Below are 22,560 nucleotides of genomic sequence, written 5' to 3' on the forward strand. Positions count from 1 at the left end.
TGCTGAATTGGCGTTTCAGGGGGGAGGCTTGTAAGGCGCTCCGAGGCTGTTCCAGGCACTACTTTGATCGCGATTCTAATTGCAATGCCCTGTAGCGTCAAACATCTTATATCTTATATAAGAGTTGGAAAATAAAACCGTTGGGAATCATGGCTGTAAGGATGGGGGTGGATTTTTCACGCGCGGTCTGGGTGGCGCGTGGGGTGTGGGCTGCGCTCGATGGGTTCGAAGGCGCCTGTAGGGTGGGCGAGGTGCTCAGGGGAAGCAGAGAGCGTGGCTGGCGGCATGGACGTTCTGGTTCTGGTCTGTGAATCGTGTGCGAAGGCAACAATGTTTGCGACAGGACCGAGATCATTCGCCGCTCACCAGCGTCCGCCACTCTCCGCAACACTTCACAACACAAGTGCTAACATTTGTTGTCGCCACCTCCGAATGACGCCCGCATGCCAGACAGCTTCGATCAGCTTGCCGCGCTCATCCGCGCGCGCTTTGCCGAACTGAGTCCACAGTTCCAGACAGGTGCCGCGTTTCTGCTCGATCACCCCGACGAGGTGGCGGTGTCGTCGATGCGCAAGGTCGCCGAGCGTGCCTGCGTGCAGCCCGCGTCGCTCGTGCGGCTCTCGCAGCAACTCGGTTTCCCCGGCTGGAACGAGTTGCGCGCACTCTTCGTCGCGCGCGTGCGCACACGGCCCGAGCCGCTCGCGAGCCGGGCCCGCTCGCTCGTGGCGGGCAGCGCGAAAGACGCGCTCGCACACGATCTGCTCGCCGCGCAGCAGCACAACCTCGACGCCACCGCGGCGCACAACACGCGCACGATGATCGAGGCTGCACGGCTGTTGCGCAAGGCAAGGCACGTCAACGTAGCGGGTTTCCGTTCGTGCTATGCGGTCGCGTTCGGGCTCGTTTATGGCTACCGGCTCTTTCGTCCTTCGGTGTCGCTGCTCGCGGGCGAGGCCGGGACACTCGAGATGCAGCTTCTCGGCATCGAGCGCGATAGCGCGACGATCGTGGTCAGCTTCGCGCCTTATTCCGTCGAGGCGGTGCGCGTGGCCGAAGCCGCACTGGAGAAGGGCAGCCGCCTGATCGCAATTACGGACAGCGCGGTGTCGCCGATCGCACTGAACGCCGACAAGGTCCTCATCTTCACGCACGAGAGTCCGTCTTTCTTCCCGTCGCTCGTGGCGGCGAGCGCGCTGGCTGAATCGCTCGTCGCGCACCTGTTAGCGCTGGAGGGCACGGGCGGCGTCGCGCAACTCGAACAGGCTGAGCGATCGCTCAACGCCCGAGGCGCGTACGTGCCCTGAGCGTACGCCGGGCTGCTTTCCGATAGTCCACGCGCGTTTTCCCGTTTTCCAATCCGCAATTTTCGTTTTCCCGCGCGGGCTGTTCCGTTGAACGGAACGGCTGGCGTCGGCGCGTCGCCCTCAAATCCATTTGTTGTTTTGTATCCGTTGTTGACAACATATGTTGAGTGACGTATAAATTTTTCGCCTGGACCAACGCGGCTTCGCCGCGAGACGCTTCCCATCGGAAAGTCCCGGCGCGGCCCCGAACGAAGCGAGAACCCCCATGCAGGAACTGCCGTTTTTCCGGATCACCGGCGCGCCGGAAGCGATTGGGCGCCAGCTCGGCGTCCTCGCGAAACCCGTCTTCGACGCCTATATGGCGCAAAGCGCCGCCTGGCAGGCAGTGAGCCATTGGCGCGGCAGCACGTTCGCGCGGCAACTGCGCGATGCGGCAGAACACTATTTCCCGGCCTATGTCGCCGAACTCGACGCGATGGCCGACGCGCTCGGCTGGCCCGTGGAAGACCTGTTCCTCTGGAACTGCCGCGGCGAACTGATTCATCGCGTGCCGGACGGCTGCACGACACTTGCGGCGCCCACACCGGAAGGTGGCGTGATGGCGCACAACGAGGACGGCGATCCGTTTCTGCGCGGCGGCTGCTTCGTGGTCGAGGTCGCGCCCGAGGGCAAGCCGGGGTTCACGAGCTTCTACTATCCGGGCTCGCTGCCGGGGCACACATTCGCCGCGACGCGCGCCGGGCTTGCCCAGACGATCAACAACGTTCGGATCCGCGAGCCGCGTCCCGGCGTGCCGCGCATGATCCTTGCGCGTGCCGTGCTGGACGCGGCTTCGCTCGACGACGCCCTTGCGCTGTTGCGCGATACGCCGCGCGCGAGCGGATTCCATCACACGATCGGCGCTACGGATGCCTCGCACGGTGTGCGTCTGTACAGCGTCGAAGCTACCGCCGCGCGTTGCTCGATTCAGCCGATCAGCGCGCCATCGGGCCACGCGAACCACTTGATCCACGCCGGGTGCGAGTGTGAGCTGCAGATCGTCACCGAATCGTCGCGTGATCGCCAGGCGCGTCTCGCTCAATTGCTGCCCATGCGTGGCGCGCAACCGGACGGTGCCGCGTTTGTGGACGTCCTGCACGACCGCGGCGGCGACGGACTGCCGATTTTCCGCGACGATCCGCACGATCCCGACGATGAGAACACACTGGCCACGGCCTGTCTGCGCATTGCAGCGGACGGCGTGAGTTTCGATGTATGGCAGGGCGGAGAATGCGTGCTCGAACGCTTCATCGCCGCCGATTCGCGCCGCTGAACGATAGCGCGCGTCACGCTCCATTTCGCAAAGAGGGAACCTCATGTCCAAAGTCTTTCATCGCATGCCCAGGCAGACGCTACCGGTCGCGGTGGCCGGTGACGGCATCGAAATCATCGATTCGACGGGCAAGCGCTACATCGACGCCAGCGGCGGCGCGGCCGTGTCGTGCCTCGGCCACAGCAACGCGCGCGTGATCGAGGCGATCAAGCGTCAGGCGCAGCAACTGCCCTACGCGCATACGTCGTTCTTCACCACCGAGGCTTCGGAGCAGCTCGCCGATCACCTCATCGCCGCCGCGCCCGAAGGGCTCGATCACGTCTATTTCGTGTCTGGCGGCTCGGAAGCGATCGAAGCCGCGCTCAAGCTTGCGCGCCAGTATTTCGTCGAAAAGGGCGAACGCGCGCGCCACCATTTCATCGCGCGGCGCCAGAGCTATCACGGCAACACGCTGGGCGCGCTGGCGATTGGCGGCAATGCGTGGCGTCGCGAGCCGTTCCTGCCGATCCTGATCGAGTCGCACCACGTGAGCCCGTGCTACGCGTATCGCGAACGCCGCGAGGGCGAGACCGACGAAGCCTACGCGCAGCGTCTTGCCGACGAACTCGAACAGAAGATCCTCGAACTCGGGCCGGAGACGGTCGCGGCCTTCATCGCGGAAACGGTTGTGGGCGCAACGGCGGGCGCCGTGCCGCCGGTGCGAGAGTATTTCCGCAAGATCCGCGCGGTGTGCGACCGCTATGGCGTGTTGCTGATTCTCGACGAGATCATGTCGGGCATGGGCCGCACCGGCTATCTGTACGCCTGCGACGAGGACGGCGTGGCGCCCGATCTGCTGACCATCGCGAAGGGGCTCGGCGCGGGTTATCAGCCGATCGGCGCGACGCTTGTCAGCAAGCGCATCTATGACACGATCGTCGGCGGCAGCGGCTATTTCCAGCACGGCCACACGTACATCGGGCACGCTACCGCGTGCGCGGCGGCGCTCGAAGTGCAGCGCGTGATTGCCGAAGAGAAACTGCTCGATAACGTGCTCGCGCGCGGCGAGCAATTGCGCGCGCGCCTGCGCGAGCGCTACGCGGCGCACCCGTATATCGGCGATGTGCGCGGACGCGGGCTCTTCGTCGGCGTCGAGCTGGTCAAGGATCGCGAGACGCGCGCAACGTTCGACCCCGCGCTGAAACTGCACGCGGCGATCAAGCGTGAAGCGTTCGCGCGCGGTCTGATGGTGTATCCGATGGGCGGCACCGTCGACGGCAAGCACGGCGATCATGTACTGCTCGCGCCGCCGTTCATCTGCACGGCGCAGGATATCGATACGATCGTGGAACGCCTCGCCGACGCCGTCGAAGGCGCGCTCGTCGCGACCGGCGTGGGCGTGGCTTGAAGTGCGCCGCAATCACGGAGTCAACCGATGACGCAATCGAACCCACCACGGCTGCCCGCATTCGACGTGGCGCACGCGACGCCCGAGCAGAAAGCCGTGCTCGACGAAATCCTTGCCGGTCCGCGCGGCAATCTGAACGGACCGTTCCTCGGCTGGATTCACAGCCCGGAGCTGGCACAGCATGCGCAGCGCCTCGGCGCGTTTTGCCGCTACCGCACGGGCTTGCCGCTGCGGCTCTCCGAACTCGCGATTCTTGTGACGGCGGCATGCTGGCAGGCGCAGGCCGAGTGGTACATCCACTATCCGATTGCATTGCAGGCGGGCGTGCCCGAAGTGCTCGCGCAGCAGATCCGCACGGGCGCCGAACCGCACTTCGAGGATCCCGACGATGCGCTGATCCATGCTTTCGTCACCGAGTTGTACGACACGAAGCGGGTATCCGACGAGACGTACGCGCGTACGATGACGCGCTTCGGCCGTGAGGTGACGGTCAACCTGGTCGGTCTGCTCGGTTATTACGCGTTTGTCGCGATGACGCTGAACGTGTTCGAGATGCGCGCCGAGAGGCAGAACACGCTGCCGTTCGCCGAATAATCGCCCGGATCGCGGTTGCGGCCGCGAGCTGGCCGGTCTTTTGGGCATTTTTGTGCTTGTCTGAACGCCCCATCCGGTTTTGCTGGTTGGGCGTTTTGTGTTGATCGACGGACAGCGCGGATTGTCTGAAAATCCGGCTTGAACGTGTTTGCGTGACGCTGTTATTTCAATTCTGTTTTTTGAAGAATAGTCAGGCTATGACGTGAAATCGACTCGCGGTAATGATGTTGTCAAGATTATTCGAAAATCACTTCATGCGGTAAATCGAACGGGTGGACGATTCCTGCAGGAATCGCTTTCAGCCCCGGCAATCGCTCTTTTGAGCGGGCCATTATGCCGGGCGCGTGCATGTTACGCGTGTGTCGATATGTGGCATTGCGTTGCAACATAATAGCCATAAAGTTATTGAAGCTGTTTGTTCGTTGTATGCCGTTTGAAGTCATATGAAGCCTTGCAAAATCTCATAAAGTGATATGTCTGCGCGATGCGTTTCGCATCTCATGGAAAATCCCGATATGAGCGATTTTTTATAAAAATAACTTGCGTTGATTAATTCAGGTTGTTAATCTTGGCGGACCAAAAAAACTCCGACAACATTACTGGCAAAGCGGCGTGCGAGCGGGGATCGCGAAACTTATCAGGGTTTGCCTTTATCCTTTTCCGGGGAACCATATGCTTGATACGACGATCGACATAGCCGACGGCGAGCGTTCTGCCGAGGCGGGTATTGGTGACGTCGTCACCCTCAAGTCCGGCGGTCCGCGCATGACCGTCATGCATGCCGGTCCAGTGGGATTTGCCGAGGGTCACTGGCTGATCTGCCAGTGGTTCGACGAACACGGCGAACTGCGGCAGGACATGTTCGCGCAGGACATGGTCCAGAGCGTGCCGCGCTCCATTCCCGCGGCCTCAGTGAAACTTCGCCTGCCCGTCGGCCGCGCTCCGGCCAGCCGCGTCCGGGGTGTTTGAGGCGCCTCAGGCGCATTTCCCGTCTCACACTATTGCGGCCCCGACTTCGCAGGGCCGCTAGTCCTGTCTCCTCAGCGCTGACCCTCGGCCGCGATTCGCACCGCGAGGCCTGCAAGCACCGTTCCCATGAGCCAACGCTGGATCACGAGCCAGGCGGGGCGTCCGGTGAGGAACGCGGCGATCGTGCCGGCCGTCATGGCCACCGTGGCATTCACGCTGATCGAAAGCGCAATCTGGATCATGCCGAGCACGAGCGATTGCGCGAGCACGCTGCCGTGCTGCGGGTCGATGAACTGTGGCAACAGCGAGAGATACAGGATCGCGACCTTCGGATTCAGCAGGTTCGTCACGAGGCCCATCAGGAACAGCTTGCGCGGCCGGTCAGGCGGGAGTTGCCGCACCTGAAACGGCGAGCGGCCACCCGGTTTGAGCGCCTGCCACGCGAGCCACAGCAGATAAACGGCGCCGCCCAGACGCAATGCGTCGTATGCGACCGGCACCGCCATCACCAGTGCGGTAATGCCGAATGCCGCGCACAGCATGTAGAACATGAAGCCGAGCGCGACGCCGCCAAGCGAGATCAGGCCTGCCTTGCGCCCCTGGCAGATCGAACGCGAGATCAGGTAGATCATATTCGGGCCGGGCGTGAGCGCCATGCCGAGGGCGACAGCGGCAAAGGCGTAGAGCGGGGCGACGTGATGCATGACAGGCTCCGGTGGCGTTCGGGTAGGTAACCGCACTTCGGGTAGCTAACCGCACAATTAATAGCGCAGGTAACCGGGCAAATAAGCACATAAATAAGCTGGCAAAAAAGCGGGCTGGTTTGCGCGGCCGACGAGACAAGTAGCGATTATTTCATGCACGCACGCCACGCGCTCGCCCGAAACGGCCAATCAGGCCGTCTGGACGAGGCGAGGCAGTGCCAGGCCTTAGTGCGACGGACGCTCGCGTTCGGCTATCCGCGCCGCGCGTGCGGCGATGCGCTCGGACAGCAAGCGTGAAAACACGCCCATGCCGGCGCGGCGCTGGCGGTCCTTCGTTTCGGCGCCGAGATTCTTCGGCGGATTCGCCTGGAACGCCCAGCAGAGCGCAAGCACCCAGCCCAAACCGGTCCAGCCGAGCACGGCGTTGAAGAGCGCGAGGACCATCAGGTCGTGACGCCCACGCCGGTCCGCGATCAGCGCGGGCAGGAAATAGAGCGCGACCGCCGCCACGAGGACGACGATCTCGAAGATTGAGTGACTCGCCATGTCGATCCTCCAAAAACGAGAGGGTGCCGAATGTGGCCAGTGTATGGCCAGTGGCGACCGGTGATTCATTGTCGCGCCAAACCGGACGGCGCGCAGAGTCCGTACCTGGCCGGATGGCCAATGGAATATCGGCGGGCAGGGCATCGGGGCTATCATCGCTACTTTCTTCGCAGGGGTTCTCCACCATGATTTCCGATTCGACCCAGGCTACCCGGCAACTGGATCACGATGAACTCCGCACATTCGTCGAGCGCAAATGGAACGACGAGATCGTCCCCGCCCTGACTGACTACATCGCCATTCCCGCAAAAAGTCCGGCTTTTGACCCGGAGTGGGCGAAGCACGGTTATCTTGAGCGCGTCGTGCAGGATGCGGCCCAGTGGGCCGAACAACAACCGGTGCGCGGCCTGAAGCTTGAAATCGTGCGATTGCCGGGCCGCACGCCGGTGATCTTTTTCGAAGTGCCCGCCACGCGCCCCGGCAGCGAGGAGACGGTTGTGCTGTACGGTCACCTCGACAAGCAGCCGGAATTTGCGGGCTGGCGCAACGATCTTGGACCGTGGTCGCCGAAGTTCGAAGACGGGCGGCTCTATGGCCGCGGCGGCGCCGACGATGGTTATGCGATCTACGCGAGCGTCACGGCGCTCGCAGCGCTCGACGCGCAGGGCATTGAACGGCCGCGCTGTGTCGGGCTGATCGAGACGTGCGAGGAGTCGGGCAGTTACGATCTGCTGCCGTATGTCGATGCGTTGCGCGATCGGCTCGGCACGGTCGGGCTCGTGATCTGCCTCGATTCGGGTGCGGGCAATTACGACCAGCTCTGGCTGACCACGTCGCTGCGCGGCCTCGTGTCGGGCGATCTGGAGGTGGAGGTGCTCGAAGAGGGCATCCATTCCGGTTCGTATGGCGGCATTGCTCCGTCCAGCTTCCGCGTGATGCGCCAGTTGTTCGAGCGGCTTGAAGACGCAGCGAGCGGCACGCTGCTGCCCAAGGGATTCCATTGCGCGATTCCGGCGAATCGCATGAGCGAGTCCGAAGCGACCGCGAAGATTCTCGGTGAAAGCGTGTGGAAGACCTTGCCGTGGGCATGCGGACAAGACGGCCGCCGCGTGCTGCCCACGACCACCGATCCGCAACAGGCGCTGCTCGATTCGACGTGGCGCCCGTCGCTTTCCGTGACCGGCGCGGCGGGCTTGCCGGCGCTGGCCGACGCGGGCAACGTGCTGCGTCCGCGCACGGCGTTCAAGTTGTCGCTGCGGCTGCCGCCGCTCGTCGAGGCGTCGAAGGCTGTCGCCGACCTCAAGGCGCTGCTCGAATTCGAGCCGCCCTATAACGCGAAGGTCACATTCAAGCCCGATGCCGGAGCGGCCAACGGCTGGAGCGCGCCCGAACTCGCACCGTGGCTTTCGGATGCGCTCAACTTCGCGTCGCGCATGCACTACGGCGCGGATTGCGCGTATCTGGGCCAGGGCGGGACGATTCCGCTCATGAACGTGCTGCAGGCAGGCTTCCCGAAGTCGCAGTTCATGGTGTGCGGCGTACTGGGTCCGAAGTCGAACGCGCACGGACCGAATGAGTTCCTGCATGTGCCGTATGCGAAAAAACTCACGGCGACGGTGGCGGAGGTGATTGCGGCCGCACCTTGATACGGCTGGCGGCGCGAAGTCCTGGCCGGGCGCTGAGCGAGAAAGGCGTGCGCCCGATCTCTATCAGTCACGCCGCCTGTTACCGCAGCGACGCAGAGACGCTTCGCTGCGTCACCCGCTAACCGGTGCGTCGGCGTGATGGCCGCCATGCCCGCTGTGGCCACTATGTCCAGTCAGCCATGGCCGGGCGAGCCGCGCCTGCAACGCCGCGCGCGTGACATCGTCGAGTGCGCCGAGGAAGCGGGTCCGCCCGGCGATCAGTGTCGCGGCCGGTACGCCGTCGCGGAACACGACGCGGTTGCCCGCCACGGCGGGTACTTTCTCGCCGGGCAGCAGTGTGCCGGCCAGATTGAGCGGATCGGCCGCCGAAATGCAGACGAGTGCGCCTTCTCCAGCACCACGTCTCCTCACATCGCGCAGGAGCGCGACGGCCTCCGGCAGGGCGAACTGTTCGCCCGAGAGACCGGTGACGAAACGCCCGCCGCGCAGATGCCCGCGCGCCTCCATGCGATGCAGCACGCGCAGCAGATCGCGCCACGGCGGCAGCCAGGACGCCTCGCGGATCAGCAACTGCCAGCAGACCACGCCATAGCGCCGCAGCAGCACGTTCGCGACGTGCTCCATCAGTTCGGGATACGTGCTCGTGCGGCGTAGCGCCGTGGCGGCGCGCGGCCGTGCGGGTTCGCTTGCTGTTGTCGCCCGGTCATGTGTCGCGATGCTCCCGCTGTCGGCAGCGGAAGCATCGTGCGGCCCCGCTTCTGCGTCTTTCGCTTCGGGTGCACCACCACGTGCATCAATCGCCTGACCTGCAGGCAGTTCGATGCGTCTGAGCACGGCCCAGCGTCCCGCGTCGGCCATGCCGCCCACGAGCGGCGCGAAACCGCGTGGCCGTCGGCGTCCGTGGTGTGCGTTGCGCTTCGCTGCCGGTTTCACGAGCGCGCGCAGTCCGGCGAAGCTGTCCGCGTTGACCAGTCCCGCCGCGACCAGTTCGCCCAGCGCGTTTTCCAGTTCCACGCCAAGCAGATGTGCGTCGGCGGCCAGTTCGTCGAAGAACATCGCTCCGTGCCGCAACAGCATTTCGTAGACACGTCGCGCGCGCGGTGCAAGCGCTGCCGTCTCGGGCGCTTCGAGCAGCGCGGTCCAGCGCGTGAGTTCACGCCGGGGCAGCAGAACGACCGGCGTGCTGCGCACGGTCGTTCCCGATAGTACGCGCCCAGGCAACCGTCCCCATGCGAGCCACCCCGAACGGCACAGTTCGTCGAGCAGCATCGGGGTGAAATCGTCAATGCGCGCAGGCAGGATCTCGTCTTCCCATGCGAGTGCGGGCGCTTCCCAGCCCTCCATCTGTTCGATCACGGCGATGAGCGCGTCGCGGCCCGATCCGCGTGCAGCGGCAGCGACGCGCTGCCATTCGAACAGGAAGCGCATGAAATCATGGCGCTCGACGGGTTCGATCTCGCGCCGCAGCTTGCGCACCGTATAGCGGTGAATGCGCGCGAGCAGATGGCGCTCGCACCATTGCTCCGCGCGCTCGCCAGGCGTGAAGCGGCCGCGCATTGCCGTGCCCTGAGCTTCGAGCGCCGTGAGCGCGAGTGCGGCAACGCTCGCCTCCAGCGCGAGCGGCCGCGCGACCTGCGCAATCGTCAGCGGGCCGAAGCCCGAAAGCCGCGCACGCACCACCTCGATCAGCGCGGCCTCTTCGCTCCACGCTGCGTCGTATTCGGGCGGCGGTTTGAGCGCGGGTTCGCAGCGAGCCTGCGGATAGATGGCGCGCACGCACGCGAGTCGTTCGGCGCTCACCCAGAGCGCGTCGTGTTCCGCAATCGTCAGCCGGGTTGCGCGGCCCGCCTTCGCCAGCGCGTGCAGCCACTCTGGCCAGTGTGCTTCGCGTTGCGCTTCGTGTTCGGCGATGCAGCCGAGCGTGGTGAGTGCGTCGTGCATTTCATCGCTATCGCGCGCCTGCGGCCAGGCTTCTTCGCGCACGCTCTCAATTGCCTCCACGTCGAGCGCGCCGAGATCGTCCGCCGATTCGGGATCGCTCCATCGGCGGCTCAGCACGGCCTGGGTCCGGCGTTCTTCGAGCGGCGCGTCGTCGAGGAACGCATAGGGGCGCGCCGTGAGAATTTCGGCCGCGAGGGGCGACGGCGCGTTCAGCTCGCGTGATACGAGCCGCACTTCGCTCGCCTCGATGCGACGCAGCAGCGCGAGCCAGCCTTCGGTGTCCATCGCGTCGTGCAGGCAGTCATCGAGCGTCTGGTCGACAAGCGGATGCCGCGGAATCTCGCGCTCGCCCGCGAGATTTTCGACGCACGCCACCTGATCGGGAAACACCGCCGCGAGCAGGTCCTCGCTGCGCATGCGCTGGATCTGCGGCGGCGTCTTGTGCCCACCGGTCTGGCGCGGCAGCGCGAGCGCGGTCGTCGCGTTCCAGCGCCAGCGCACGCCAAAGAGCGGCGCGTCGAGCAGCGCCTGCACGAGCAGATGCTCCGCCGTATTCGAATGCAGGTAGCGCCACACATCGTCGAGCGCGAAGCTGTGCGCGCCGGTGAGCGAGAGGATGATCGCGTCTTCGGTGGCGGCGGCCTGCAATTCGAAGTTGAACTGGCGGCAGAAGCGCTTGCGTAGCGCGAGCCCCCAGGCGCGGTTGATACGGCTGCCGTAGAGCGAATGGATCACGAGTTGCGTGCCGCCCGATTCGTCGAAGAAGCGCTCCATCACGAGCGTCTCACGGGTAGGCAAGGCGGTGAGGGCGGCGTGCGAGCGCACGATATATTCGGCGATCTGGCGTGCGGCGGCGGCGTCGATTCCGAGCGCATCGACAAGCCACTGGCACACGCGTTCGATCGAGGCCGTGGCGGGCTGAGGATCGTTTCTGCGTGCACCCTCTGAATTGCAACTAACTGTCTGATCCGGTTCCCGCCCGGCAATGGATCGGTCCACGATGTCTTCCGCGGATTCAGCCGACAACGCGTCCGGGGCATTTTCATCCGTTGCGCGCAGCACACTTTCGATTTGTGTGCGCAACCGACCAATCGCAGTCGATAGCTCGTCGCTGCGCCCCGGTGCTTCGCCGAGCCAGAACGGAATATTCGGCGGCTGTCCCTGCGCGTCCTCGACACGCACGCGGCCCGCCTCGATGCGCAAAATGCGGTACGACGCATTGCCGAGTTGAAACACGTCGCCCGCAAGACTTTCGACCGCAAAATCTTCGTTGACCGTGCCGATCTGGAGGCCCTGCGGTTCGAGCAGCACCGCGTAATCGGCGTTATCGGGAATCGTGCCGCCCGACGTGAGCGCGACGAGCCGGGCGCTGCGCCGTCCGCGCAGTACCCGGTTCACGACATCGCGATGCAGATACGCCGCGCGCGGTCCGTGGCGGCTCGTGTAGCCCTCGGCGAGCATGCGCAAAACCGCGTCGAACTGCGCCCGTTCGAGCCGCGCCCACGGCGTCGCGCGGCGTACGAGTGCAAAGAGCGCGTCGTCGTCCCAGGTTTCGCAGGCCACTTCGGCGACGATCTGCTGCGCGAGCACGTCGAGCGGCGCATCGGGCACGGTGAGCCGGTCAAGCTCGCCGCGTCGCACACAATCGAGCAGTGCGGCGCATTCGACCAGATCGTCGCGCGAAGTCGGGAACAGGCGCCCCTTCGGCACGCCGCCGACTTGATGCCCCGAGCGGCCGACACGCTGCAAAAAGCTCGCAATCGAACGCGGCGAGCCGATCTGGCAGACGAGATCGACATCGCCGATATCGATGCCCAGTTCCAGCGATGCCGTCGCCACGAGCACGCGCAGATCGCCGCGCTTAAGGCGCTGCTCGGCGTCGAAGCGATGCTCGCGTGCGAGGCTGCCGTGATGCGCGGCTACCGCGTCGGCGTCGAGCCGGTCCGTGAGATGCCGCGCGATGCGCTCCGCCATGCGGCGCGTGTTGACGAACACGAGCGTCGTGCGGTGCTGCGCAACGAGTTCGGCGAGGCGGCCGTAGACGCGCTCCCACACGTCGTTGGCCATCACCGCTTCGAGCGGCACGGGCGGTACTTCGAGCGCCAGATCGCGGGCGCGCGCGTGCCCCGTGTCGACGATCTCGCAGGCGGGCGGCGTATCGGCGCTTGTGCCCATGCCGACGAGAAAGCGCGCGACCGTATCGATCGGTTTTTGCGTCGCCGACAGCCCGATGCGCAGGAGCCGCCGGCCGCACAACGCGTCGAGCCGTTCGAGACTCAGTGCGAGATGGCAGCCGCGCTTGTTGCCTGCGAGCGCATGGATTTCGTCGACGATCACGCTGCGCGCGCTCGCGAGCATGCGTCGTCCGGACTCCGAGCCGAGCAGCACATAGAGCGATTCGGGCGTCGTCACGAGGATGTGCGGCGCGCGTTTGCGCAGTGCGGCACGCTCGGATTGCGGCGTGTCGCCAGTGCGCACGGCGGTGCGGATATCGACGGGCGGCAGGCCGAGCCGCGCGAGTTCGTCCGCGATGCCTTCGAGCGGGCGCTCCAGGTTGAGCCGGATGTCGTTCGAGAGCGCCTTGAGCGGCGAAACGTAGACGACGAGCGTGGCGTCGGGCAGCGCGCCGCCGTTCGCGAGGCCTTCGCGCACGAGTTCGTCGAGCGCGGCGAGGAACGCCGTAAGCGTCTTGCCGGAGCCGGTCGGCGCGGCGACGAGCGTTGCGCGGCGGCTCGCGATCAGCGGCCAGGCGGTGCGCTGGGCGGCGGTCGGCGCCTCGAAACTGCGCCTGAACCAGCCCGCGACGCACGGATGAAAGCGCGTGAGCGGATCGTCGGCGGCAGCGGTGGCACTGCGATCTGGAGCGGAAGAGAGTGAAGTCATGCGCACGCAGTTGGGAACGTGTCGCGCGTGGTTTCAGCGCGCGCACACGATGCAGTCTCGCAGCTTTTCCGCGCGCCTGCTACGCGGCTACCAGGCGGCTACCAGGCGCCCGTCTTGCAACTGCGTGCCGTGCTGGAGCAGCACATCAGGCCGTCATGGCGCGGCACGAACGCGGCAGCATCCTGCATCCGGGTTCGCTTTCTGCACGCTCGCGCGTCGAGCGGTATGCTCGCCCCGTTGGTTTTTCCATGAACCCAGCACGGAGTCTCGACATGCGATACAACACCCTTGGCCACACCGGTCTGTTCGTTTCGGAACTGTGTCTCGGCACGATGACTTTCGGCGGCGGCGACGGTATCTGGCACCAGATCGGCGACGTTCAGCAGGCCGACGCCGACCGCCTCGTCGGCCGCGCCATCGACGCCGGTATCAATTTCATCGACACCGCCGATGTCTATTCGCAGGGCGTGTCCGAGCAGATCACCGGACAGGCCCTCAGGAATCTCAAGATCCCGCGCGAGCAGGTCGTGATCGCGACGAAGGTTTTCGGTCCGATGGGCGAGTCGCCCAATCAAAGCGGCGCGACGCGTTACCACATCATGGATGGCGTGAAGGCGAGCCTCAAACGTCTGCAACTCGATCACATCGACCTGTACCAGATCCACGGTTTCGATCCGGCGACGCCGATGGAGGAAACCGTACGCGCGCTCGACACGCTCGTGCAGCAGGGCCACGTGCGCTATGTGGGCGTCTCGAACTGGGCGGCGTGGCAGATCGTCAAGGCGCTCGGCATCGCGCAGCATCATGGGCTTGCGCGCTTTCAGTCGCTGCAGGCGTACTACACGATTGCGGGCCGCGATCTCGAGCGCGAACTGGTGCCGATGCTCGCGAGCGAAGGGCTGGGGCTGATGGTCTGGAGTCCGCTCGCAGGCGGGCTGCTGAGCGGCAAGTACGGGCGCGACAAGGACGGCGAGGCGGGCAGCCGGCGCACGACCTTCGACTTTCCGCCGGTGGAGCGCGAGCGCGCGTGGGCCTGCGTCGATGCGATGCGCGCGATTGCCGACAAAAAAGGCGTGTCGGTCGCGCAGATCGCGCTTGCGTGGCTGCTGCATCAGCCCGTGGTGACATCGGTGATCGTCGGAGCGAAGCGCATCGATCAACTCGACGACAACGTGGCCGCGACGCAGGTGAAGCTCTCAGCCGAGGAACTCGCCGCTCTCGACGATGTGAGCCGTCTGCCCGCCGAATATCCCGGCTGGATGTTCTCGCGCCAGGGCGAGCGGCGGCGCGATTTGATCAGCCAGTCGGAACGCGGTTAACGGTGCGTTGAAGTACATCGCAGGACGTGGCCGCGCACCGTACGGTGCGCGGCCTCGCCAACACGGATGAAAGCGCGCGAGCGGACTCTGCGTCACCCAAGCAATTTCGATTTCAGCAGATTCTGTGTGCCGCTACTCAGGTTCAGACCTTCAGTGATATAGCCGCTCATGGAACCGTAGCTTGTCACTGCCTGGTTAAAACCCGCCAACAGGAAATGCGTCTGAACGCCAAGCAGCGGATAGAAGTTGTCGGCGTAGGTTTGACCATAGTGGGCAATCATGGCGTTGTATTGCGACTCGATCGACGCCGCGGAATAAATGTTGGTCAGCAGATAATCCTGAATCACCACGCTTTGCGGCACTTCCGCGAGCGTCAGCAGAATCGCGGCGATCCAGCCCGCGCGATCCTTTCCGGCCGTGCAGTGAAAAAGCTGTGCATTCGCGCCGTTCGCCATGCCCGTGAGCACCTCGCCGATTCGTGCACGTATGCCGGCATCCGTGACGAATTGCCGTTCGATTTGTTCCATAAAGGCAGCGGCGTCGGCGGGCGACTGGAGCGTGGGCACGACCACGTTACCGCTCCCGAGAATATCGACGTTGACGTATTTCGCACCGGCTGGAACGGTATCGGGCGCATGCGCGACTTCCGAGCCGGTTCTCAGGTCATAGACGGCCTTGATTCCCAGTGTGTCGATCGTTGTGAGATCCGCAGCGGACAGGGCGAGTGCGTTAGACCGGTAAAACACGCCGCGGCGCAGTTTCTGCCCGCTAGCGGTCCGATAAGCCATATTGTCGTCGGCGCCTGCAAGGTCGCGAAAGTTGTTGACCGAAGCTAGGATCGGTGTAGGCGCAACCGGCGCGGGACCCGCTGGCGTGGCAGCGGCTGTACTGTCATTCCCCCCGCAAGCGGTCAGCAGCGAACTGCCGACTACTGGCAGTATCAGCGCACCGAACGCGCCCTGAACGGTTCGCTGCATCAGTCTGCGCCGGTCCGGCGAACCGAGTGCGCGTTGTGTTTCGTATCGGCAATGCTGCATTGCTACCCCTCCAAAAGAGAAAGCCGCAATGCTGCAATCCGCCGATTGCATCGATATGACCGATTAGTATTTCGAATTATTTTGGTGGTTATCCGAACACGGGCGAATGCGAGCGAACGGGTCGACATGGCGCGCGCGTTGTAACCCGTCGCCGCGTCAGCCAGCCGGAACGCGGTTCGCAGGACGTGGCCGCGCACCGTGCGGCACGCGGCCCATTCATGCAGAGCAGGGATGTCGGTGGCAATCGCCGGGGCACCGCATCACGCGGTGCTCAACGGGCCACGATCTTCAAATGATCTCTTACCTCGGTCACGCCCGTCACGTTCTGCGCGACCAGCTTCGCGTTATCGCGATCTTCGGCGCTCGGCACGGTGCCCGTGAGCGAAACGACGCACATCGCCCGCAAGGACCGCGCCGTGCTGCACAAAATCGCCTTGCGGCAGGCTACGAACGGCGGCTTATTCTGCTGCGGATGTATTAAAGCGCGGCTTGGCGGGGCTGAAACAGCCTGGAAAGAGGGTGGAAAAAAGTGCGCCAATCTTTCCGGTCGATTGTAAAAATGTCCGCTGATTCGCCGCGCACGTACGCCGCAACGATGGATTCCCCAATCCCGATTTCGTTTCAGGTCAGAGAGTTATAAAAGCTGGCACAGGTATTGCGTGAGTGCGTTCAATCTCATCGGTCAAGAATGGAACTGCCATGCCTTCCATCGCGCTTCACGCGCGTCAGCAAATTGCGCTGACGCCGCGCCTGCAGCAGGCGGTGCGCCTGTTGCAACTATCGTCGCTAGAGTTCCAGCAAGAGCTTCGCGAAGCACTCGATACCAATCCGTTCCTCGAATACGTCCCGCCCGCGCAGGAAACCGGGGAAGCCGCCGAGGCTGCGCAAGGCGCGGCGGGCATCGGCACGGTCGAGGCGGCGGTGCCCGAAGCGGGCGTCGAGATCGTCGCTAGCGACGGCATGGACGGCGCGATGGACGACGGTGCGATGTCGCTCGAATCGTCGTCGTATTCCGGCGAAATGGCCGTGCCCGGATCGCTGCGCGCGTCGAACCATCGCGGCCCCGATGACGGCGACTCCGAAGCCTCCGAGTGGGTGCGCACGCCGATATCCTTGCGCGAGCAACTACACGATGCGCTGCGGCTCGCGCCGCTCGACGACCTCGATCGCGCGGCGGCCCAGCTCGTGATTGAAGCGCTCGACGACGACGGCTATCTGCGCCAGGATCTTGCGGATATTGCGCACGTCGACGGCGTCGGCGACACGCTCGACGAAGACCGCCTGCGCGTGGCCTTGCGCGTGGTGCAGACGCTCGACCGGCCCGGCATCGGCGCCCGTTCGCTGTCCGAATGTCTCGCGCTGCAACTCGACGCGATGCCCGGCGACACCCCGCAACGCGATCTCGCGCACCGGATCGTCACGGAGCATCTCGAACGTCTTGCGCGCCGCGAGAACGGCGAATTGCAGCGCCAGCTTGGCTGCGATGCGCACACCCTGCAGTCGGCCTGCGCCCTGGTGCGCCATCTCGATCCGAAGCCGGGCGAGTATTACGGCCGCGCGGACGGCGGCTATGTCGTGCCCGACGTCATCGTGCGCCAGGTGCGCGGACGCTGGGTTGTCAGCGTGAATCCGGCGATCGAGCCGCGGGCGCGCATCCATAAGCTCTACGCGGAAATGTTCGCGCGCTCGGACCAGACGAGCCGCTCGCCGCTCGCGCAGCAACTGCAGGAGGCGCGCTGGCTGATCCGCAATGCGCACAAGCGCTGCGAAACGATCCTGCGGGTGGGCGAATGCATCGTCGCGCGGCAGAAAGCGTTCTTCCAGTACGGCGAGATTGCCCTGCGGCCGATGCTGCTGCGCGATGTCGCCGACGAGCTCGGCCTGCACGAATCGACGGTTTCGCGCGCAACGGGCAACAAATATATGGCGACGCCGCGCGGCATTTTCGAATTCAAGCGCTTTTTCCCGCGCGAACTGGAGACGCGCACGGGCGGCACCTGCTCGGCGGCTGCGGTGCGCGCGCTCATCAAGGAGATGATCGATTCGGAAGATCCACGTGACCCGCTTTCGGACGTCGTGCTCACCCAGGAGCTGGACCGGCAAGGCGTGCGCGTCGCGCGCCGCACGGTCACGAAGTATCGCCAGATGATGAAGCTGCCCGCTGCGGAAATGCGCAAGCAGTTTTGATGCGTAGGGATGCTGTGGAAGTTGTACGCTGACTCCGGCAGATTATGCGGGCGCGGTCCCCGTTTCCCGCATTCCGTGCATTCTTTCGAAAAGCGGCGCCCACCACGCGGTGCTTGCGAACGCATCCATCGGCACATTGGTGTCCAGATCGACGGTTACGTGCCGTTCCGCGCTGTCGAGCGGATCGGCGCTTGCCATCTGTGCCGCGAGCACCGCTTCCCCCGCATCCGAAGCATTCGAAGCATTCAATGCATCACGCGGCCCGCGTGCGCGCGCATTCACGCGTTCGACGAGCACCGCCGAATCGGCATGGAAGTGAAGGATCAAGAGCGGCACATCGAGCCGACGAGCCAGCGCCGCGAAACGCGCGCGATGCACGGCGTTCAGGAACGTCGCATCCACGAGCGTGGTATAGCCTGCGCCGAGCACGGTGGTTGCCAATTCGACTAGACGGTCGTAATGCGCCGCGATGGCTTCGGGCGTATAGGCGCTTGCTGGCAGCGTCTGCAAGTCGGGCGGCGCGAACGGCCGCACGCGCTTGCGTTCGATATCGCTCGAAATGCGGATTGCGCCGATTTGCTCCGCGAGCGCCTGGCTCGCCACCGATTTCCCCGAACCCGACAAACCATGGCACAGCAACAGCGTCGGCGTGCGCGCGCGCGTCGCGTGGGCCGCAAGATCGAGGTAGGGCGTGTACGGTCCGGCTCGCAGCGTCGAACCCTTCGCGTGCGGCGGCCCGGCCTTGAGCAGCGCGACCATTGCCCGCACAAGCGCCCGGTACGTCACGTAAAGCGGCAGCGCAGCGAGTCCGCCAAAGTCGCCGGTCGCTTCGAGATAGCGCGCGAGCAGGCGGTTTGCGTGGCGCGCGTGGCCGTGCGCGTGCAAATCCATGATGAGGAATGCGAGATCGGCGGTGACGTCGATCCAGCGCAGGTCGTCGCTGAATTCGATGCAGTCGAACATCAGCACCTGGCTGCCGTGACGAATGAGATTGTCGAGATGAAGGTCGCCATGACACGCGCGCACGAAGCCATTCGCACGGCGTGCATCCAGATGCGCGGCCAGACGTTCGAGTTCGCTTTCGCAATAACGCCTTAGTTGCGCAGTTCGAGCGATCTCAGCCGTGCGGGGATCACGCTCGACCGGTGCGAGCGCGGCCAGCACCTGGTCGCGCAGCAAAGCCGCCGTTCCGGCCCGCGTCGAGCCGTGCACGAGCCGTTGCGCATGCAAATGGTTTTTGGCGAGCTTTCGCGCGGCGATGTCGATATCGGTGTCGTCTAGCTCGTCATGTGCAACGCGATTGGAGAAAAGCTCGCGCTGATCGAAGCGCCGCATCCGTACCGCGTAATCGATCACGCTGCCATTGCCGCGGTCAAGGCGGCACCGTCCCGCGTCGAGCGAAAGCGGCTTCACGTCGAGGTAAATCGCACCGGAGAAGGGCCGGTTGAGCCGAATCTCGGCTTCGCCGCAGCGGCGTCGCGCATCGAGTCCGGTGAAATCGACGAAACCGAAATCGACGGGTTTCATGATCTTGTACGCGTAGCGCCCGGCCAGATAAACCACCGAAATATGTGTTTCGATGCGCACGATACGGCCCGCCGGATGCGGGTAGGTCGCGGCGCGCCGCAGCGCTGCGTCGATGGCGCGGCTATGGCGCCGGGCAGCGCGCAGACGGTTGCTCCGGTGCTGCGAGTGTGTGGGATGGGGCGCGTCGGACATGGGCTGTTGCCTCGGGCGTTATCGCGTTCGAGCATACACGGCATCGCGCAAGGCCGGTGTGCTGTCGGCCTGCTTGCCTGCCGACTGCGTCAAATGCGGGGAGATTTTGTCCGAATGGCCTTTGGTGCGCGATACTGTGAAAGTTATCGTACTGAGATTGACAGAACATGGCGCACTTCGACGTATTCAATGGCGACGCAGACGGTATCTGCGCGCTGCACCAGCTCCGGCTCGCGAGACCGCGCGAGGCCACGCTGATCACGGGCGTCAAGCGTGACACCGAACTCGTCGCGCGCGTGCCCGCGCATCGCGGCGATTCGCTGACGGTGCTCGATATTTCGTTCGATTCGAATCGTGAGGCGCTTACGAAACTGCTCGACCAGGATATCCGCATCGAGTACTTCGACCATCACTACGCGGGCGATCTGCCGCAAACGGTGAATCTCATCGCGCATATCGACACCACTGCCCAGGTCTGCACGAGCGTGCTCGTCGACCGGCATCTGGCTGGCCGCCACCGCACCTGGGCGATCACGGCGGCGTTCGGCGACAACCTGGGCGCGACGGCGCAGACGCTCGCCACGCAGGCGGGTCTCACGCAGGCGCAGACGGATCAGCTGCGCGAACTCGGCGACTCGATCAATTACAACGCCTATGGCGACACCATCGAGGATCTCATCATCGCGCCGCAGACGCTGTACGAGACGCTCAAGCCTTACGCCGATCCGTTCGATTTCATTGCTGCGGAGCCTGTTGTGCAGCGTCTCGCGGAATGCCGCAAGGAGGATCTGGCGCTCGCGCAAACCGTTACGCCGTTAATCGCGCTGCAGTACGGCAGCGTTTTCGTGCTGCCCGATGCGCCGTGGACGCGGCGCGTGCGCGGCGTGTTCGGCAACGCGCTCGCGACCGGTGAGCCCACGCGCGCGCACGCCGTGTTGACGACCAACACGGACGGCACCTATACCGTGAGCGTGCGTGCGCCGCTCGCGAGCCCGCGCGGTGCGGACGAACTGTGCCGCGCGTTTGCGGGCGGCAACGGCCGTGTGGGCGCGGCGGGCATCAACAGCCTCGAGCACGGCCGGCTCGACGCCTTCGTCACGGCGTTCGCGCGCGTGTTCGGGCGCACGCGCTAAGCGCTTCTACCCGCCGCTTCGATTTCGCCGGGGCCGCGCGCTGCGCGAGTCCGTCGACGCGATCGATCACCGCTTCGCACAGGTGATAGCGGTCGAGCCGGTTCAGCACGGTCATGTCGAACGGCGTGGTCGTCGTCCCTTCCTCGATAAAGCCGTGAACGTGGATGTTCGCGTGATTCGCGCGCCGGTAGGTGAGGCGGGGAATCGGCGGCGGATAGCTGTGATACGCGAAGATGACCGGCCGGCTCGTTGTGAAAAGTGCGTTGAAGTCGGCGTCGGAAGCGCGCGATCACGGATGCTTCGGCCGTTTACTGCGACGATACGGCCTAAGCCCGAGAACGCGCGTTCGCGTTCATGAAACGCGTTTTAGCGCTTTTCCTGCAGATGCGTTTATGCGTTTGCAATCCTGCCGAAAACGCTGCGGCAAACGCAACGCACCTGCTGCGGAAAAGCGAGTTAAAGGAAGCTGCCCAACGCCTTGTCGAACCGCGCGACCGTGCCTTCGACGTCATGCAGTTTGTCGAGGCCGAAGAGTCCAATGCGGAAGGTTCGGAAATCTTCCGGCTCGTCGCATTGCAGGGGAACGCCGGGAGCGATCTGCAAGCCGGCATCGGCGAATTTCTTGCCCGAACGAATGCCATCGTCGTCCGTGTAGCAAACCACGACGCCCGGTGCCTCAAAACCTTCGGCTGCCACGCTCCTGAAACCCTTTGCAGCCAGCAGCGCGCGAATGCGTTTGCCGAGTTCGAGCTGCTCGGCTTGCACCTTGTCGAAGCCGTATGCCTCGGTTTCCTTCATCACGTTGCGCAGCGTCACGAGACTGTCCGTGGGCATCGTGGCGTGATAACCGAACCCGCCGTTCTCGTAGGCTTCCATGATCTGCAGCCATTTACGCAGATCGCAGGCGAAGCTGGTGCTGGTGGTGGCTTCGATTCTTTCGCGGGCGAGCGTGCTGAGCATGACCAGCGCGCAGCACGGCGATGCGCTCCAGCCCTTTTGCGGTGCGCTGATCAGGACATCGACGCCACTGGCTTCCATGTCGACCCAGATCGTTCCGGAGGCGATGCAATCCAGCACGAACATGCCGCCGACAGCATGCACGGCGTCGGCGATCGCGCGCAAATAGGCGATGGGCAACATCATGCCGGAGGCGGTTTCGACGTGCGGCGCAAAGACCAGATCGGGCTTGTGTTCCTTGATCGCGGCAACGACTTCTTCGATCGGAGCCGGTGCGTAGGCGGCCTGCCTTCCCTGTTCGACCGGACGCGCTTTCAACACGGTCGATTCGGCCGGAATGCCGCCCATGTCGAAAATCTGCGACCAGCGGAAACTGAACCAGCCATTGCGGATGACCAGACACTTCTTGTTCGTCGCGAATTGCCGGGCGACGGATTCCATACCGAACGTTCCGCTGCCCGGAACGACAACCACCGATTTCGCGTTGTAGACCTTTTTCAGGGCGCGCGAAATATCGTGCATCACGCCCTGAAAGAGCTTCGACATGTGATTGATCGATCGGTCGGTGTAAACGACCGAATATTCGAGGAGCCCCTCGCGGTCGACATTGGGAAGTAAACCTGGCACGCTCGCCTCCGGTAAGAATTGAATTATCGTGAACAGTATTTTTGAATTGATACCGCTGCAACAACGCAAATAGGTTTTTCGCCTCAACGACAACAGATTCTAACGAAAGCTGCCTGCAACCTGGGGCATATTTTGTGTGTCATCTGGCGCACGCACACGCAGGATTCGCGCCACGCGACGCTCCCGTGCGCGCATGATATAGCGCGCACCGAATGCGTCAACATGCTGCACCGGCGTACAGATCGCGGCGCGCGCGCCGACCGCGTAACATGATCCGTGCGGGCGCCGTGGTGCG

Annotated in this window: 18 protein-coding genes; 10 read left to right on the forward strand and 8 right to left on the reverse strand. The window is 64.3% G+C overall.

Annotated features, from left to right (window positions below):
* The first annotated feature begins 443 nt into the window (after positions 1–443).
* From ACFPTO_RS14165 to ACFPTO_RS14185, 5 genes are all read left to right on the forward strand, one after another.
* Positions 444–1,304 (forward strand): MurR/RpiR family transcriptional regulator, encoded by an 861-nt coding sequence (locus tag ACFPTO_RS14165; RefSeq protein ID WP_377711961.1) that lies wholly within the window; start codon positions 444–446, stop codon positions 1,302–1,304.
* 265 nt (positions 1,305–1,569) lie between these two features.
* Entirely contained in the window at positions 1,570–2,616 is a 1,047-nt protein-coding gene (locus ACFPTO_RS14170) for a C45 family autoproteolytic acyltransferase/hydolase (RefSeq protein ID WP_377711962.1), read from the forward strand.
* Between the two features lie 43 nt (positions 2,617–2,659).
* Positions 2,660–4,003 carry an aspartate aminotransferase family protein gene (locus ACFPTO_RS14175; RefSeq protein WP_377711963.1) on the forward strand — a complete coding sequence of 448 codons (1,344 nt, stop codon included), beginning with the start codon at positions 2,660–2,662 and terminating at the stop codon, positions 4,001–4,003.
* Positions 4,004–4,030: 27 nt separating this feature from the next.
* Complete coding sequence (locus ACFPTO_RS14180; RefSeq protein ID WP_377711964.1) at positions 4,031–4,597, forward strand: carboxymuconolactone decarboxylase family protein; 567 nt, start codon at positions 4,031–4,033, stop codon at positions 4,595–4,597.
* A 672-nt stretch (positions 4,598–5,269) separates the two neighbouring features.
* The gene (locus ACFPTO_RS14185) at positions 5,270–5,566 is read left to right on the forward strand and encodes a YodC family protein (protein ID WP_377711965.1); all 297 of its coding nucleotides are present in this window, start codon (positions 5,270–5,272) and stop codon (positions 5,564–5,566) included.
* A gap of 71 nt (positions 5,567–5,637) precedes the next feature.
* On the opposite strand, the gene ACFPTO_RS14190 is transcribed toward ACFPTO_RS14185, so the two are convergent.
* Together ACFPTO_RS14190 and ACFPTO_RS14195 are read right to left on the reverse strand one after the other, a co-directional pair.
* The gene (locus ACFPTO_RS14190; RefSeq protein WP_377711966.1) at positions 5,638–6,270 is read right to left on the reverse strand and encodes a LysE family translocator; all 633 of its coding nucleotides are present in this window, start codon (positions 6,268–6,270) and stop codon (positions 5,638–5,640) included.
* 225 nt (positions 6,271–6,495) lie between these two features.
* Positions 6,496–6,816: a superinfection immunity protein gene (locus tag ACFPTO_RS14195; protein WP_377711967.1), complete on the reverse strand. Its 321-nt coding sequence runs from the start codon at positions 6,814–6,816 to the stop codon at positions 6,496–6,498.
* A 185-nt stretch (positions 6,817–7,001) separates the two neighbouring features.
* On the opposite strand from ACFPTO_RS14195, the gene ACFPTO_RS14200 reads away from it, so the two are divergent.
* Complete coding sequence (locus ACFPTO_RS14200; RefSeq protein ID WP_377711968.1) at positions 7,002–8,462, forward strand: M20 family metallopeptidase; 1,461 nt, start codon at positions 7,002–7,004, stop codon at positions 8,460–8,462.
* Positions 8,463–8,573: 111 nt separating this feature from the next.
* Here the strand turns inward: ACFPTO_RS14200 and ACFPTO_RS14205 are convergent, their stop codons facing one another.
* On the reverse strand, positions 8,574–13,286 hold the full coding sequence (locus tag ACFPTO_RS14205; protein ID WP_377711969.1) for a DEAD/DEAH box helicase: 4,713 nt from the start codon (positions 13,284–13,286) through the stop codon (positions 8,574–8,576).
* A gap of 272 nt (positions 13,287–13,558) precedes the next feature.
* On the opposite strand from ACFPTO_RS14205, the gene ACFPTO_RS14210 reads away from it, so the two are divergent.
* Complete coding sequence (locus ACFPTO_RS14210) at positions 13,559–14,605, forward strand: aldo/keto reductase (RefSeq protein WP_377711970.1); 1,047 nt, start codon at positions 13,559–13,561, stop codon at positions 14,603–14,605.
* A 92-nt stretch (positions 14,606–14,697) separates the two neighbouring features.
* Here the strand turns inward: ACFPTO_RS14210 and ACFPTO_RS14215 are convergent, their stop codons facing one another.
* The gene (locus tag ACFPTO_RS14215) at positions 14,698–15,693 is read right to left on the reverse strand and encodes a tyrosine-protein phosphatase (RefSeq protein ID WP_377711971.1); all 996 of its coding nucleotides are present in this window, start codon (positions 15,691–15,693) and stop codon (positions 14,698–14,700) included.
* A 220-nt stretch (positions 15,694–15,913) separates the two neighbouring features.
* Positions 15,914–16,039 (reverse strand): BON domain-containing protein, encoded by a 126-nt coding sequence (locus tag ACFPTO_RS14220; RefSeq protein WP_377712115.1) that lies wholly within the window; start codon positions 16,037–16,039, stop codon positions 15,914–15,916.
* Between ACFPTO_RS14220 and ACFPTO_RS14225 the strand changes: the two genes are divergently transcribed.
* Together ACFPTO_RS14225 and ACFPTO_RS14230 are read left to right on the forward strand one after the other, a co-directional pair.
* Entirely contained in the window at positions 16,020–16,199 is a 180-nt protein-coding gene (locus ACFPTO_RS14225; RefSeq protein WP_377712125.1) for a hypothetical protein, read from the forward strand. The genes ACFPTO_RS14220 and ACFPTO_RS14225 overlap by 20 nt on opposite strands.
* 142 nt (positions 16,200–16,341) lie before the next feature.
* Entirely contained in the window at positions 16,342–17,829 is a 1,488-nt protein-coding gene (locus ACFPTO_RS14230) for an RNA polymerase factor sigma-54 (RefSeq protein ID WP_377711972.1), read from the forward strand.
* Positions 17,830–17,871: 42 nt separating this feature from the next.
* Here ACFPTO_RS14230 and ACFPTO_RS14235 read toward each other — a convergent pair whose 3' ends face one another.
* Complete coding sequence (locus ACFPTO_RS14235) at positions 17,872–19,548, reverse strand: bifunctional aminoglycoside phosphotransferase/ATP-binding protein (RefSeq protein ID WP_377711973.1); 1,677 nt, start codon at positions 19,546–19,548, stop codon at positions 17,872–17,874.
* 167 nt (positions 19,549–19,715) lie between these two features.
* Here ACFPTO_RS14235 and ACFPTO_RS14240 point away from each other — a divergent pair, with 167 nt between their 5' ends.
* Entirely contained in the window at positions 19,716–20,681 is a 966-nt protein-coding gene (locus ACFPTO_RS14240) for an acetyltransferase (RefSeq protein ID WP_377711974.1), read from the forward strand.
* Here the strand turns inward: ACFPTO_RS14240 and ACFPTO_RS14245 are convergent.
* Entirely contained in the window at positions 20,644–20,916 is a 273-nt protein-coding gene (locus ACFPTO_RS14245; protein ID WP_377712117.1) for a phosphoketolase family protein, read from the reverse strand. The two genes, ACFPTO_RS14240 and ACFPTO_RS14245, sit on opposite strands and share 38 nt — an antisense overlap.
* Positions 20,917–21,137: 221 nt before the next feature.
* Positions 21,138–22,265 carry an aminotransferase class V-fold PLP-dependent enzyme gene (locus tag ACFPTO_RS14250; RefSeq protein WP_377711975.1) on the reverse strand — a complete coding sequence of 376 codons (1,128 nt, stop codon included), beginning with the start codon at positions 22,263–22,265 and terminating at the stop codon, positions 21,138–21,140.
* Positions 22,266–22,560: the final 295 nt, after the last annotated feature.

The organism is Paraburkholderia denitrificans (assembly GCF_042655705.1).
In the GTDB taxonomy this organism is placed as follows: domain Bacteria; phylum Pseudomonadota; class Gammaproteobacteria; order Burkholderiales; family Burkholderiaceae; genus Paraburkholderia; species Paraburkholderia denitrificans.

Bases quoted from the DNA above. Each gene is read 5' to 3' on its own strand.
- ACFPTO_RS14195 (WP_377711967.1), bottom strand. From the start codon at position 6,816: ATGGCGAGTCACTCAATCTTCGAGATCGTCGTCCTCGTGGCGGCGGTC.
- ACFPTO_RS14165 (WP_377711961.1), top strand. From the start codon at position 444: ATGCCAGACAGCTTCGATCAGCTTGCCGCGCTCATCCGCGCGCGCTTT.
- ACFPTO_RS14175 (WP_377711963.1), top strand. From the start codon at position 2,660: ATGTCCAAAGTCTTTCATCGCATGCCCAGGCAGACGCTACCGGTCGCG.
- ACFPTO_RS14200 (WP_377711968.1), top strand. From the start codon at position 7,002: ATGATTTCCGATTCGACCCAGGCTACCCGGCAACTGGATCACGATGAA.
- ACFPTO_RS14240 (WP_377711974.1), top strand. From the start codon at position 19,716: ATGGCGCACTTCGACGTATTCAATGGCGACGCAGACGGTATCTGCGCG.
- ACFPTO_RS14220 (WP_377712115.1), bottom strand. From the start codon at position 16,039: ATGTGCGTCGTTTCGCTCACGGGCACCGTGCCGAGCGCCGAAGATCGC.
- ACFPTO_RS14190 (WP_377711966.1), bottom strand. From the start codon at position 6,270: ATGCATCACGTCGCCCCGCTCTACGCCTTTGCCGCTGTCGCCCTCGGC.
- ACFPTO_RS14230 (WP_377711972.1), top strand. From the start codon at position 16,342: ATGCCTTCCATCGCGCTTCACGCGCGTCAGCAAATTGCGCTGACGCCG.
- ACFPTO_RS14205 (WP_377711969.1), bottom strand. From the start codon at position 13,286: ATGACTTCACTCTCTTCCGCTCCAGATCGCAGTGCCACCGCTGCCGCC.
- ACFPTO_RS14180 (WP_377711964.1), top strand. From the start codon at position 4,031: ATGACGCAATCGAACCCACCACGGCTGCCCGCATTCGACGTGGCGCAC.
- ACFPTO_RS14210 (WP_377711970.1), top strand. From the start codon at position 13,559: ATGCGATACAACACCCTTGGCCACACCGGTCTGTTCGTTTCGGAACTG.
- ACFPTO_RS14215 (WP_377711971.1), bottom strand. From the start codon at position 15,693: ATGCAATCGGCGGATTGCAGCATTGCGGCTTTCTCTTTTGGAGGGGTA.
- ACFPTO_RS14185 (WP_377711965.1), top strand. From the start codon at position 5,270: ATGCTTGATACGACGATCGACATAGCCGACGGCGAGCGTTCTGCCGAG.
- ACFPTO_RS14170 (WP_377711962.1), top strand. From the start codon at position 1,570: ATGCAGGAACTGCCGTTTTTCCGGATCACCGGCGCGCCGGAAGCGATT.
- ACFPTO_RS14235 (WP_377711973.1), bottom strand. From the start codon at position 19,548: ATGTCCGACGCGCCCCATCCCACACACTCGCAGCACCGGAGCAACCGT.